The sequence below is a fragment of the Flavobacterium sp. TR2 genome, assembly GCF_025252405.1.
GTDB lineage: Bacteria > Bacteroidota > Bacteroidia > Flavobacteriales > Flavobacteriaceae > Flavobacterium.
In genome coordinates this window covers 1,540,502-1,553,674 of the sequence record NZ_CP104307.1, presented here as the reverse complement: position 1 = coordinate 1,553,674, position 13,173 = coordinate 1,540,502, and the positions used below count along the sequence as shown (strand labels likewise).

Genomic DNA, 13,173 nt, shown 5'->3' with positions numbered 1-13,173 from the left:
GCTTAATTTTAAATTAAAACATTATTATTACATTATTATGGCTTATTTATTTACGTCAGAATCTGTTAGTGAAGGGCATCCAGACAAAGTTGCAGATCAAATTTCGGATGCATTAATTGACAACTTTTTGGCATTTGACGCTGACTCAAAAGTAGCTTGCGAAACATTAGTTACAACAGGTCAGGTGATTTTAGCAGGTGAAGTAAAATCGAATACTTATCTTGATGTTCAGCAAATCGCTCGCGATGTAATCAAAAGAATTGGATACACTAAAAGTGAATATATGTTTGAAGCCAATTCTTGTGGAATTCTTTCAGCTATTCACGAGCAGTCTGCAGATATTAACCAAGGTGTTGACAGAGCTAAGCCAGAAGAACAAGGTGCAGGAGATCAAGGAATGATGTTTGGTTACGCTACAAACGAAACTGAAAACTATATGCCATTGGCACTTGATTTATCTCATAAATTATTACAAGAATTAGCCATCTTAAGACGTGAAAATAACGAAATTACATATTTACGTCCAGATGCTAAATCTCAAGTAACTTTAGAATATAGCGACGACAATAAACCAACTCGTATTGATGCGATTGTAATTTCAACTCAACACGATGATTTTGATACAGAAGCTGAGATGTTGGCTAAAATCAAAAAAGATATTATCGAAATCTTGATTCCTAGAATTATCGCTAAAAACCCAGAGCACGCTCACTTATTTAACGATAAAATCAACTACCACATTAACCCAACAGGAAAATTCGTTATTGGAGGACCTCACGGAGATACTGGTTTAACAGGAAGAAAAATTATTGTTGATACTTACGGTGGAAAAGGTGCTCACGGTGGTGGTGCATTCTCTGGAAAAGATCCAAGTAAAGTAGACAGAAGTGCTGCTTATGCAACGCGTCATATCGCTAAAAACTTAGTTGCTGCTGGTGTTGCTGACGAAATCTTAGTTCAGGTTTCTTACGCAATTGGAGTTGCTGAGCCAATGGGAATTTTCATTGAAACTTACGGAACTTCTAAAGTAAACTTAACGAACGGTGAAATCGCTAAAAAAGTTGAAGCTATCTTTGATATGCGTCCTTACTTTATCGAGCAACGTTTAAAATTAAGAAATCCAATCTATAGCGAAACGGCTGCTTACGGACACATGGGACGCAAACCTGAAACTGTAACTAAAACTTTCTCTGCTCCAGGAGGAAACGAAAAAACGGTTACTGTTGAGTTATTTACATGGGAAAAACTTGATTTTGTTGACCAAGTAAAAGCTGCATTTGGATTATAATTCAGATTTATAGACTAACTTAGATTATTAGACATCTTAGATTAGCCAAACATAATAAAGCCGATTTCTAGAATTAGAAATCGGCTTTTATTTTTTCTTATTTAAAAAAACCTGTGGTATATTAAACTTAGTAAGTTCCGTTACTCATTTTAGTCAAAACTTCCTTCATTTGATTTGCAGTTTCTTCATCAACATCACTAGTAATAAATTTTACTGCTAAAACTTGTGTTTCTATAGCTTTTTGTGCCTGTCCATTTTTATAATACAATTGTGCCAAAGTGTCTAAATAATATGGATTGTTTTTAGATATCACCAAGCTATATTCAGACCATTTAATAGCCTCTTTTAAAAAGTTTGAATTCTGTGGTTTTAATACAACTGTCCATGCTGCATTGTTGCAAATATCTGAATGGTAAAGTTTAAATGAACTCCATCCGTCATAAGAATAGCTTGAGCTGGAATCTAAACCTCCAAAAATAGCATCTAGTTTTTCTATCGGGCTTGCTCCTGCTAATGTATTATCAAAATAAGTGCTGAATTCTTTCAAATAAGTCGCATTAGAACCGTCCTGATCTTCAAGCTGGCTTAAATAGTAAAAATAATTTCTGTAGGCATCAAAATTTCCTTTTCCAGATGCGATGATCTCTTTGTAAACAGAATTGATTTTCTCTTTATTCATTTCACCTGTAAGTCCGTCCTGAGAAGCATATAGGTTTTGCTGCAATGCGTTAGAAACTTCAGAAACAGCATTTCCTACATTATGAATTTCTGGCGCACTGCTATTGAATGCAGCTTTATTGTTCTCAATATCGTCAGAATGTTTTAACAAATAATCTATTGCTAGAAAATCAGTATCATTAAGAATTTTTTCTTGATTAAAAAGCTGTTTTGTAAAACCTTGATTTTTAATTTCTTTTATAATGGTCTCAGCCAAATACATATTTACGGCTTTATCTTTTTGGTGTGCTTCAATCAATTTTTTCCATGTTTGAGCTACTGCTTTTTGGTCTAAGACCGTTTTTGTAAGTACAAAATCAGTAGAATTAGGATCGCTTACTGTATATTCTGAATCATAATCGTAAGAAGGTTCTAATGAGGCCACTTTATTAAAAGCTGCAATTAGATCTGCATCTGAAGCTTTTTTGTTCTTTAATACTTTATCTATGGCCAAAAAAGCATTTGCTTTTTGAAGTTTTCTGTTAAGATCACCATAATAGCTAAACTGATATTGCTGCGTTGTCAAATCTGATTTTGCAATCGCTAGCAGATCGCCGTTTCCGTTTAAAACCAATAGGCTTGGATCATTCGTAATTTTATTATTTTTCAGCCATTTTTTATCATCGGCACCAGCCAAATAAAAGTTGTATGTATCATATAGAGCATTATACGAATCATACATATTGTATCCGGTCTGCGTTTCTTGTTCTTTTACAAAAGCATCAAAATTTTCCTTTGCCGCTTTATTTTTGCTGTCAACCACAACGACCAAAAATTTATTGCTAGCGGCTGTTTTGGTAGATTCTATTGCTTTTTTTAGATTGTCTTCTATTTTTAGTTTAAAATCATATTTGGTATAAGCCGTTGGAGGATCAATAGGATATGCCGTTCCAGCTACAGCAGCAGTATCTACTATTACACTATCTACGGCAGCGCCATAAGCATCTCCATAATCGGGTTCTTTACCTGGATAAGTCCAGTTTGTTATGCTTTGAGTTTCTACTGGAACCACTGTTGGAATCTTTGCAGGTTTCTCGTCTTTTTCGTTTACAAATACCAAAGGATCCTTTCCATGTTCATCAGAAACTTTCAACTCTTTTGTATTCTTATCAAAAAATCCGACAAGGTTTAAATCGCTTAAAACTGCCAAATCATAATTGATCGTTACTTCTGAAACATCTTTTGGCAATGCATATTTATTAACATCACTTTTTCCGTTATAATCTTCGTACACCAAATAAAGAAAATCGGTCTTGTCTATTTCAAACTCCAAATCGGTTTTAACCCATTCAGGATCTTCTTTTGTTTTAATATCTGAAACTTTTTGGTATTGTACTGTTTCTGTTCCTTTTTGAGTTCCTATGTAAAAAGAATAGTAAGACGGATTCAAAAACTTAATCTTAATTTTTTTTGCTTTTTTATCCTTGACAAAAGAAAGATCAAATCTATTAACGGTGTTTTTACTTTTTAAGAAAACCAGCGAATCGCCTTTAATTTCGTAACCTCCAGAATAAAAAACCAATTCATACTTATTATCATCCAATAAATTTAATTTGATTTTCCCTCCTTTATTTGTAGACAAATAAGTTCCTTTTTCTATTCCATTGGTTTGGGCAGAAGAGATGGAAATTCCAGCAAACAGGAGCGATAAACTCCAAATAAAATTGCGCATAACTACATATTTTGTTGTTAATAATATAGCGCAAAGATATCTGATTCTGCCTTTAAACAAATCACAAAAAATCGTGATTTTTACAATTAAAATACTACAAATTATATTTCATTGAAAATATGATGTAACGTGGCTGCACAGTGTATTGAGAAACTCTTGTCGAGAATTGCGAGAAGCTGTCGTCGTTAAGATATTTTGTATTCAATAAATTGGTTGCCGAGATTTTATACTCCCATTTGCTGTTCTTTTTTTGGTAAATCAAACTGGCGCTTAAAAAATCGTATTCGTTGTCAACCGTTTTATCTCCATTGTAGTAATGGTAAAATTCATACTCCGAAACAAAAGAAAAGCTGTCTAAGAAATAGTAATCTAATCTTGCAAACGGTTTATCGGTGTAAAAGGTTGAACCGCTGTATTTATTCACCAAAAGATTATAGCCAAATTCAATATTTGGGAGATTTTTATAATTTGTTGAAGCTCGAACAGTATAACTTTGACTGAAACTTTCTGTAGTTGACAATTGATTGTTTTGAATATTATTGAATTTTGACCAGTTAAATGTAGCATTTGCCGAGGCCTTATAATTCTTTAAAAACGAACGTCCGTAATTTCCCATTCCTGTAAAAGTTTCATCGGCTAAATTGGAGTTATAAGGAACCGAGGACTGGTTAATTCCGTCAAAATTGGCTTTGGTTTTAATAGCATCTACTTTTCTGGTGTATGTTGCATTGGCAAAAATGTTCTCAAAATTGAACATATTGTACTTAAAATAACGAAGCGAGTGCACTTGCGAAGTGGCATTTTCTAAAAAACGATTTCCGCGGAACAAGCTGCTGTAATTAGACAAAACATAACCTTGCGCTAATTGATTAATATCTGTAAAATCATTTGTGAGCGAGAAATTATAAGTCAGCGTTTCAGATTTTTTGATCTGATATAAAGCGAAGAAATCTGGAAGCACTTTCACAAAATTCTGAGAATAATCGGTTCCCAATTGGCCATTTGTCATTTGATACGTGTGCACGCTTACTCCCGGTGTAAACGTAAACTTACCTGTTAGAATTTTATAATGAAACCCTAAAAAAACATCATTAAAACTATAATCTACGTCGTTATTATTTTCGGGATCATTAAGATCGTTTTTGGTCCCATTATCCAGCATTTGAAAAATGTGAGAGTTGAAGTTTTGATACGAATACGTATTTCCTAATGTAATATTGATATTGCTTTTTGGCGTTACCATATAATAGTAATCCAATTTGGCATCCAACTTATTTGTTTTCACGAAACGATTCTGATTGTAATCATTTCTTGATTGCGTAGCATCATATCCTGACAAAGCAAAAGGAAGCGTTTGTAAATTGGCATTATAAAACGGATTTTCGTCTTGATATAAATGCTGCATTTCAAAAGCAAAAATATTTTTGGCACTTTGCGTATAATACAAACTCAAATTCTGATTAATCGAAGTTGGATCTTGTTTTTTTGTTGTAAAAATATCTTCTGAAGTTGGAACGTTTTGAACGATTTGTTCTCTAAACAAATCTGAGTATTCTTCTTGTTTAGTAAGCTTGGTTAAGATATCATAATCAAACTGAAATTTATCATTTGGTTTATAAGTCGAACTTAATTTAAAGAGCCCCAAATTATTCTTCTGATTAGTATTTTCATCCCGTTTCTCCTGATCTCCAGAATCTAAAATCGTTGTCTGCGATTTGGTTTCTAATTCTGTTTTTGAAGTCGAAAGAATTCCGAAACCGCTTATATTCCATGATTTTGTCGCTGAGTAAGCAAAATTTGTTGCGCCAAATTTGGTTTCAATTTCTTTAGCTCTGTTATTTCTTAAAAGTGAAATTCCCAAATCATTGGAAGAAACATTAAAACTGCTTCCTCCTTTTTTCATCATGTTTTTGAATCCGCCCGTAAACTTAAAGTAATCTTGTGCCGTTAAAGGCAATTCGCCAATATTATTAAAATTGGTAATCAAATTAATGCTGTATTTCGGACTGTAATAGAAAAGTTTTGGATTAATAATATAGCGGCTGTCAAGCTCAGCAACTCCAATTCCAGCGGTCACATCTCCAAACCAAAAGTTCTTTTTTCCTTCTTTCAGTTTGATATTCATTGCCACATTTTCCTGATCGTTTTCCAAACCTTTTAATTGACTTATTTCATTATAATTTCGCAAAACCTGAACTTTATCAATAGCATCGGCTGGAATATTTTTGACGCCCAATTTTGTATCTCCGTCAAAAAAATCTTTTCCCTCTACCATCAGTTTGCTCACTTTTTTTCCTTCTACTTCAATTTCTCCATCAGCATTTACCTCAACACCCGGAAGTTTCTTCAAGACGTCTTCCAGCTTTTTTTCGGTGCCAGATTTAAAAGAATCTGCATTGTAAACAATTGTGTCTCCTTTTATCGAAACAGGCATTTCACGAACAATTTCAACTCCCTCCAACTCTATTCCAGCGCCATCCAAAACAATATTCTGGTTCATGTTTTCAGACTTGGTAGAGACTGCAATCTCTTTAGATTTCATTCCTAAATAGCTTATTTTAATGGTATAAGCCGTATTTGGCTTTAAAGTCAGCTGAAACTTTCCTTTGTCATTGGTTATCCCGTAAGAATCCATTGCCTTTGTGCCATTGTTAATAGCCATAATATTGGCCATTTCCAACGGGTTTTTCTGTTCATCCTGAATAACACCATCAAAACGGACACTTTGAGAAAAGCATATAGAAGTAAAAAGTAAGGCAAATAGAAGGAGTGTCTTATTCATTATAAGGATATTGAAAGTTCGGAATTTAAGATTCGAAATGTTATAAATTTTATCTTCCCATTGGAGGTGGAGGTCCGCCAGCTCTGCCGCGGTTCATCTCTCTAAATTCTTCCATCTTTTTAATCACCGTTTCGTCATATTCTTTTTGAGAAATTACTTTTCCTTTTTTAGAAGGTTTTATTTCCACTTTATCTTTGGCATTCAAAACAATTTTTGAACACAAAATTGTAGTTGTTCCATCGTTGATTTCTAAGATTAATCCCGGAAGTCCCCAATAATTTTCTGGTCCTTGATTGATCGGAATTTCTGGCGTATACCAAGCCGTCACGACAATTTCTTTTGGCATTTCAAAATTATCGGCAAAATTGGTTTTTGTATCTCCCGAAGTTTTTTTTGCTTCGTCTTTTTTATCATCATTGTTTTTAGGTCTGAAATTCCTAAAATCGGTTTTACTCGTCTGTTTTACGGCTGTCGCTTTGTAGCAGTTATAACCTCCAATTTGTTTGGTTTCCTGTTCTAATTTCCAGTTTAATTTTGGCAGCGAATCGACAACAAGAAACTCCTTGCCCATAAATTCTTTATCTACGGTATATGTCTTTGTTTTTACATCTTTATAAAAAGTGCCTCCGCCTCCTGTCAAAGAGCTAAACATTACTCGAAAACCGCCCTGCTGCTGGCCTGGTGCTTCCAGTTTTTCTTCTTCTTTATAAATTGAAGCTGCTTTATCGAAATTTAAAATAAATGTTTTTTCGAGCATTTTTTTCATACGCTCTTCCATATTTTTCTGCATTTCTGGCGTAATATCTCTATTTCCGCGCATTCCTTCAAATTTTGGAGCCTGTGTTTTGGACTCGTAAACGGCCATTCCTTGAAAATCTTTTTGAGCTTGAATTTGACTAGAAACAAGCAATAAAGCCATATAAAAAAATATCTTTTTCATTTTATTTTCTTTTAGTGAGTAAATCCGACAAAACTTACATTCAAATGTATTATTAATTTTAAAATTCAGAAAACTAAATATATTAACGGCATTATGACATAGATAGAACCCCTTATTTTTTAGACTATTAGATTAAAAAAAGGTTTAAGTCTTAAAATTGAAATTTAAAAGAGAGTTTTTTGTAATTTGGTACTCTTGTAAAATAACTTCTAATGCGTAAAATGGTGCAAAAAATTATATTTTCTCTATTTCTTTTCTGCACTTTTCATGCGCTTTCAGCTCAAGATTTGAGCATCAGTCCGACTTTAATTTCACAATATAAAAATACTTCTGATACTTTTTTAGGATATGATGCGTTTGGATATTCGTATCAGATAACCAATAATGTTTTCAGTAAAATTAAAGGAAAAGAAATCTTCGAATACAAGAATGTTTCTTTGGGAAAAATTACAAAAGTCGATCTTCAGAATCCGTTAAAGATTGTTTTGTTTTACGAAAACTTTAATAGCGCTGTTTTATTGGACAACCAATTAAATAAAATAACAGAAATTAATTTTTCGCAAAATGCAACGCCAATTGTAGTAACTGCAATCGGAATGTCGACACAAAACCAACTATGGATTTACAATGCGTTAAATCAGCAGATTGGTCTTTTTGATTATTTAAAAAATGAATATAAAACAATTTCAATTCCGCTGACTGAGCCAATTCAATATTATCAAACAGACTTTAATGCTTTCTATTGGATTGACAAAAAAAGCAACTGGTTTTCTTGTGACATTTTTGGAAAGATAACTTCGCTGGGAAAAATTGGTGCTTTTGACAGAATCGCTATAATTAATTCTTCGCAATATCTTTTCAGCAAGGATAATTTATTGTATTTTAAAGGAATGAATAAGCAGAATCCTGAGGTAATTTCTGAGATCAAAATTTTGGGAAAAACCTTTGACAATTTTTATTACAAAGACCAAATTTTATCTATTTTTACAACTACAGATATATCAAATTATAAAATCGTAACACCGTAATGCACATAGCAATAGCAGGAAACATAGGCGCAGGAAAAACAACTCTGACCAAATTATTGGCGAAACATTTCAAATGGGAACCTCATTATGAAGATGTAGTTGATAATCCGTATTTGGATGATTTCTACCATCAGATGGAGCGCTGGTCCTTTAATCTTCAGATTTATTTCCTTAATAGCCGTTTTCGTCAAGTGCAGCAAATTCGCGAAAGCGGAAAGAAAATCATTCAGGACAGAACGATTTATGAAGATGCCCATATTTTTGCTCCTAACTTATATGCAATGGGATTAATGACGAGCCGTGATTTTGAAAATTACACGTCTTTGTTTGAATTAATGGAATCTTTGGTTAAAGCTCCAGATTTATTGATTTATTTAAGAAGCTCGATTCCGAACTTAGTAGGACAGATTCACAAACGCGGGCGCGAATATGAAAACTCTATTTCGATCGATTATTTAAGCCGTTTGAATGAAAGATATGAAGCTTGGATTCAGACTTATACTAAAGGAAAACTTCTAATCATTGACGTTGACAACATCAATTTTGTTGACAATCCTGAAGATTTAGGAAACATCATTAATAAAATTGATGCTGAATTAAACGGATTATTCTAAGATTAGAATCTCGATTTATACGAAATAAAAAAAGCCTCTAAAATTCATTTAGAGGCTTTTTCTTTTATTATCCTAACAGGTTTCCAAAACCTGTTAGGTGTTTTTTTTACTCTAGAGTATTTTTACTTTCTAATTTCAACTAGATACCTAACAGGTTTTGAAAACCTGCTAGGATAGATCGTAATTATTTCGCAGCTTCAACTTTTGCCAAAACTTCTTCTTCAGTTCCTTCAAAAACTTCGGTTGTTGTTTTTCCGTCTACTGTTTTGGTAACGGTTCCTGTAGTTTTTCCGTTAATATTTTTAACCTCAACACGAACCGATTGGCTTTCTGTGTGAGCGTATTTTCCGTTTGCATCAAAATGAGCCAGACATTTTGCAGTTTCCTCCTCAGAGCAGCCTTTTTCTTTACACATTTTAATGCATTCTTCTTTTGTCATTCCAGACATATCGCCGCATTTTGACATCCTTGCGTGCATTTCTGTTTTAGCACAGCAAGAAGCTTTACCAGCCATATCTGACGGAGCATGGCCTTCGCCTAAAATTGGAGCAATTACCAATCCTATCAGACAAGTTAATTTGATCAAGATGTTCATTGAAGGTCCAGAAGTGTCTTTAAACGGATCTCCAACTGTATCTCCAGTAACTGCCGCTTTGTGCGCATCAGAACCTTTATAAGTCATTTCTCCGTTGATCATAACTCCAGCTTCAAAAGATTTTTTTGCATTATCCCAAGCACCTCCAGCATTGTTCTGGAAAACGGCCCAAAGCACACCTGAAACTGTAACTCCTGCCATATATCCTCCTAACATTTCAGCAATTAACTGGTTGTTGTCTGAGTAAACCAATTTTCCTAAAAGAACAATTAAAATAGGGAAACCAATTGTTAAGATTCCAGGGAGCATCATTTCGCGTAAAGCGGCTTTTGTAGAAATTTCAACGCATTTTCCGTATTCTGGTTTTCCTGTTCCTTCCATAATTCCAGCAATTTCTTTGAACTGGCGACGAACCTCGTATACCATATCCATCGCAGCTTTTCCAACTGAATTCATTGCTAAAGCAGAGAAAACAACTGGAATCATGCCTCCGACAAATAACATGGCCAAAACTGGCGCTTTAAAAATATTAATTCCGTCTATTCCTGTAAAGGTTACATACGCAGCAAACAAAGCCAATGAAGTCAAGGCCGCGGAAGCAATAGCAAATCCTTTTCCTGTTGCTGCTGTTGTGTTTCCTACTGAGTCTAAAATGTCTGTTCTAGTACGGACTTCTTTTGGCAATTCGCTCATTTCTGCGATACCACCAGCGTTATCAGAAATTGGTCCGAAAGCATCGATAGCCAATTGCATTGCTGTTGTTGCCATCATTGCCGAAGCGGCTAGCGCCACTCCATAAAATCCAGCCAAAACATAAGAAATCCAAATTGCGATGGCAAATAATAATACGGTTGGAAAAGTAGAAATCATTCCCGTTGCTAGACCTGCAATTACGTTTGTTCCTGCTCCTGTAGAAGATTTTTGAACGATTGCCAAAACTGGTTTTGTTCCTAATCCTGTATAATATTCTGTTACTGAAGAAATAGCTCCTCCAACCACTAATCCGACTAAAGTTGCGTAGAAAACACGCATTGATGAAATGGCTTTTGATCCTTCACCAAAGAAAGTCATTTGCATGGTTTCTGGCAGCATATGCTGTACCAAAAAGAAACAAGCTACAGCTGTTAAAACAATAGAAACCCAGTTTCCTATATTTAATGCTTTTTGCACTTGAGCTTCTTTAGCATTGTCGTCTGATATTTTTACTAACGTCGTTCCAATAATAGAAAATAAAATTCCGAAACCGGCAATTGCCATTGGAAGCAAAATTGGCCCAATTCCGCCGAAAGCATCATTAATGCTTCCTCCCATATCTTTTATTACATAATTCCCAAGAACCATTGCGGCAAGAACTGTTGCTACATACGATCCAAATAAATCGGCTCCCATACCCGCAACGTCTCCCACATTATCTCCCACGTTGTCTGCAATTGTTGCCGGGTTACGAGGATCATCTTCTGGAATTCCTGCTTCGACTTTACCAACTAAATCTGCTCCAACATCGGCTGCTTTTGTGTAGATTCCGCCACCAACTCTGGCAAATAAAGCGATCGATTCTGCTCCAAGAGAAAACCCTGCAAGAGTTTCTAAAACAACCGTCATTGTATCGGTATCTTTCCAAACTCCGCCAGAAAAAAGATTAAAGAAAATGATAAAAAAAGACGTTAAACCTAAAACAGCCAAACCCGCTACACCCAGTCCCATTACGGTTCCGCCTCCAAAAGAAACTTTTAATGCTTGCGGCAAACTTGTACGTGCAGCTTGAGTGGTTCTTACGTTTGTTTTAGTTGCTATTTTCATTCCGATATTTCCAGCATAAGCAGAAAATAAAGCTCCAAAAATAAATGCTATTACGATTAATAAATGTGTTTTTACTCCTGGAATAAAAGTAATTCCTGCCAAAGCTAAACTGGCAATAATTACAAATATGGTTAATAGTTTGTATTCGGCTTTTAGAAAGGCTAAGGCTCCTTCGTAGATGTAATCTGAAATCTCTTTCATCTTACCGTCTCCCGCATCTTGTTTTAAAACCCAAGTCCTTTTTATTCCCATGAAAAGTAATCCTAAAACTGCCATTATAATAGGCAGGTAAATCATAAATGCATTCATAATATTTTAATGGTTTTGGTTAATAGTCAACAATCTAACTAAAACGAATTTAAACAAAAAAGCAATACTCCTGACGGCAGTATTGCTTTTTTTATATTAGAATGCGGTTAAAATTATTTAATGCTAAATAATCCAGCCGGTTTATTTTCAATGTCATCAAAACGTTTTGTACACTCTGCGATAATGTCATAAGCTTCTTTAACGTCTCCCCATCCTTCTACATCTACCTTTTTGTTTTCAAGATCTTTATAAACTTGGAAAAAGTGCTCGATTTCTTTTACTAAGTGAGGGTTAATATCAGAAAGATCATTTAATGAATTCCAGATTGGATCTGAAACTGGTACACAAATAATTTTCTCGTCTGGTCCTTTGTCATCTGCCATGTGGAATACACCGATTGGTTTAACTTCCATAACACATCCAGGAAAAGTTGGCTCGTTTACTAAAACCAATACGTCAAGAGGATCACCGTCTAAAGCTAAAGTTTCTGGAATAAATCCGTAATCTGCTGGGTACATCATTGAAGAGAATAACATTCTGTCGAAACGCATTCTTTTAATTTCAAAATCGTACTCGTATTTATTTCTGCTTCCTCTTGGTATTTCGATCAATACATCGAAAGTCGTTAATTTGTCTGCGGTCATTTTCGTTTTTTATTGTTTCTAAAATTTCGATTGCAAAAATAACTAAAGAATCTAGTTTTACAATAAAAAACAAGGTTAAATTATCTTCATTAGAGTTTAAAATACAAGCATTTAATAGCTAATATTCCTGTTTCTTTTCTTTAGGTAATAATGCCACAGCAGATAAGTCGCATAAGATCGGTAAGGACTCCATTGTTCTGCATGAATTTCCATTTCTTCTCTGTCATGAATATTCAATAATTCTTTGATCGTATTTATGACAGCAATATCCCCGAGCGGAATCAAATCGGGTTCTTCTAGACAGAACATCAGATAAATATCTATTGTCCAATTTCCGATTCCTTTTAATTTAATAAGCTCTTCCCGAACTTGTTTCGCAGATTTTGAACCCAAACTTTCGATATCCAATTCTTTGTTTAAAACTGCTTCCGCTAAAATCTTAATGTATTTTGTTTTCTGACGGCTTACTCCCAAACTTCTAAATTCTTCGTCTGACAAAATCGCCATGTTTTCAGGATTACAAGTTGTAAAAGATTTAATTTTAAAAAATGTGGCTTTCGCCGAATCGATAGAAACTTGCTGTTCGAGTATTAATAAAACCAAAGTTTCAAATCCAGGCGGGCGCCTTGGAATGGGCGGCAATCCGTACTTTTCAATGATTTCTTGAAATATTGGATTTTTATTGGTTAGAAAATCGATGGCTTCTTGCATGATGATTCTTTTATGTCTAATCTCAAAAATAAGTAAAAAATAATCTCGCGAAAACGCCAAGTTGCTAAGTTTT

The 13,173-nt window shown here is 34.4% G+C and carries 9 protein-coding genes; 3 read left to right on the top strand and 6 right to left on the bottom strand.

Annotated features, from left to right (window positions below; genetic code table 11):
- The first annotated feature begins 37 nt into the window (after positions 1-37).
- Positions 38-1,288: a methionine adenosyltransferase gene (gene metK / locus N4T20_RS07135; RefSeq protein ID WP_260672376.1), complete on the top strand. Its 1,251-nt coding sequence runs from the start codon at positions 38-40 to the stop codon at positions 1,286-1,288.
- Positions 1,289-1,415: 127 nt separating this feature from the next.
- On the opposite strand, the gene N4T20_RS07130 is transcribed toward metK, so the two are convergent.
- The 3 genes from N4T20_RS07130 to N4T20_RS07120 form a co-directional block, all read right to left on the bottom strand.
- A complete protein-coding gene (locus tag N4T20_RS07130) occupies positions 1,416-3,677 on the bottom strand; it encodes a CDC27 family protein (RefSeq protein ID WP_260672375.1) in 2,262 nt (753 codons plus the stop codon).
- A gap of 94 nt (positions 3,678-3,771) precedes the next feature.
- Positions 3,772-6,459: a carboxypeptidase-like regulatory domain-containing protein gene (locus N4T20_RS07125; protein WP_260672374.1), complete on the bottom strand. Its 2,688-nt coding sequence runs from the start codon at positions 6,457-6,459 to the stop codon at positions 3,772-3,774.
- A gap of 49 nt (positions 6,460-6,508) precedes the next feature.
- Positions 6,509-7,399 (bottom strand): GLPGLI family protein, encoded by an 891-nt coding sequence (locus N4T20_RS07120; RefSeq protein ID WP_260672373.1) that lies wholly within the window; start codon positions 7,397-7,399, stop codon positions 6,509-6,511.
- Between the two features lie 221 nt (positions 7,400-7,620).
- On the opposite strand from N4T20_RS07120, the gene N4T20_RS07115 reads away from it, so the two are divergent.
- Together N4T20_RS07115 and N4T20_RS07110 are read left to right on the top strand one after the other, a co-directional pair.
- Positions 7,621-8,427 carry a hypothetical protein gene (locus tag N4T20_RS07115; protein WP_260672372.1) on the top strand — a complete coding sequence of 269 codons (807 nt, stop codon included), beginning with the start codon at positions 7,621-7,623 and terminating at the stop codon, positions 8,425-8,427.
- Positions 8,427-9,041, top strand: a complete 615-nt coding sequence (locus N4T20_RS07110; protein WP_260672371.1) for a deoxynucleoside kinase — start codon at positions 8,427-8,429, stop codon at positions 9,039-9,041. Before N4T20_RS07115 ends, N4T20_RS07110 begins: the two co-directional genes overlap by 1 nt.
- A 184-nt stretch (positions 9,042-9,225) precedes the next feature.
- Here N4T20_RS07110 and N4T20_RS07105 read toward each other — a convergent pair whose 3' ends face one another.
- From N4T20_RS07105 to N4T20_RS07095, 3 genes are all read right to left on the bottom strand, one after another.
- Positions 9,226-11,745 carry a sodium-translocating pyrophosphatase gene (locus N4T20_RS07105; RefSeq protein ID WP_260672370.1) on the bottom strand — a complete coding sequence of 840 codons (2,520 nt, stop codon included), beginning with the start codon at positions 11,743-11,745 and terminating at the stop codon, positions 9,226-9,228.
- 113 nt (positions 11,746-11,858) lie between these two features.
- The gene (locus N4T20_RS07100) at positions 11,859-12,389 is read right to left on the bottom strand and encodes an inorganic diphosphatase (RefSeq protein WP_111288276.1); all 531 of its coding nucleotides are present in this window, start codon (positions 12,387-12,389) and stop codon (positions 11,859-11,861) included.
- A gap of 111 nt (positions 12,390-12,500) precedes the next feature.
- Complete coding sequence (locus N4T20_RS07095) at positions 12,501-13,100, bottom strand: DNA-3-methyladenine glycosylase family protein (RefSeq protein ID WP_260672369.1); 600 nt, start codon at positions 13,098-13,100, stop codon at positions 12,501-12,503.
- Positions 13,101-13,173: the final 73 nt, after the last annotated feature.

What these genes read in the sequence shown, in the direction of transcription:
- metK (WP_260672376.1), top strand. Translation starts at nt 38, where the DNA reads ATGGCTTATTTATTTACGTCAGAATCTGTTAGTGAAGGGCATCCAGAC.
- N4T20_RS07130 (WP_260672375.1), bottom strand. Translation starts at nt 3,677, where the DNA reads ATGCGCAATTTTATTTGGAGTTTATCGCTCCTGTTTGCTGGAATTTCC.
- N4T20_RS07125 (WP_260672374.1), bottom strand. Translation starts at nt 6,459, where the DNA reads ATGAATAAGACACTCCTTCTATTTGCCTTACTTTTTACTTCTATATGC.
- N4T20_RS07120 (WP_260672373.1), bottom strand. Translation starts at nt 7,399, where the DNA reads ATGAAAAAGATATTTTTTTATATGGCTTTATTGCTTGTTTCTAGTCAA.
- N4T20_RS07115 (WP_260672372.1), top strand. Translation starts at nt 7,621, where the DNA reads ATGGTGCAAAAAATTATATTTTCTCTATTTCTTTTCTGCACTTTTCAT.
- N4T20_RS07110 (WP_260672371.1), top strand. Translation starts at nt 8,427, where the DNA reads ATGCACATAGCAATAGCAGGAAACATAGGCGCAGGAAAAACAACTCTG.
- N4T20_RS07105 (WP_260672370.1), bottom strand. Translation starts at nt 11,745, where the DNA reads ATGAATGCATTTATGATTTACCTGCCTATTATAATGGCAGTTTTAGGA.
- N4T20_RS07100 (WP_111288276.1), bottom strand. Translation starts at nt 12,389, where the DNA reads ATGACCGCAGACAAATTAACGACTTTCGATGTATTGATCGAAATACCA.
- N4T20_RS07095 (WP_260672369.1), bottom strand. Translation starts at nt 13,100, where the DNA reads ATGCAAGAAGCCATCGATTTTCTAACCAATAAAAATCCAATATTTCAA.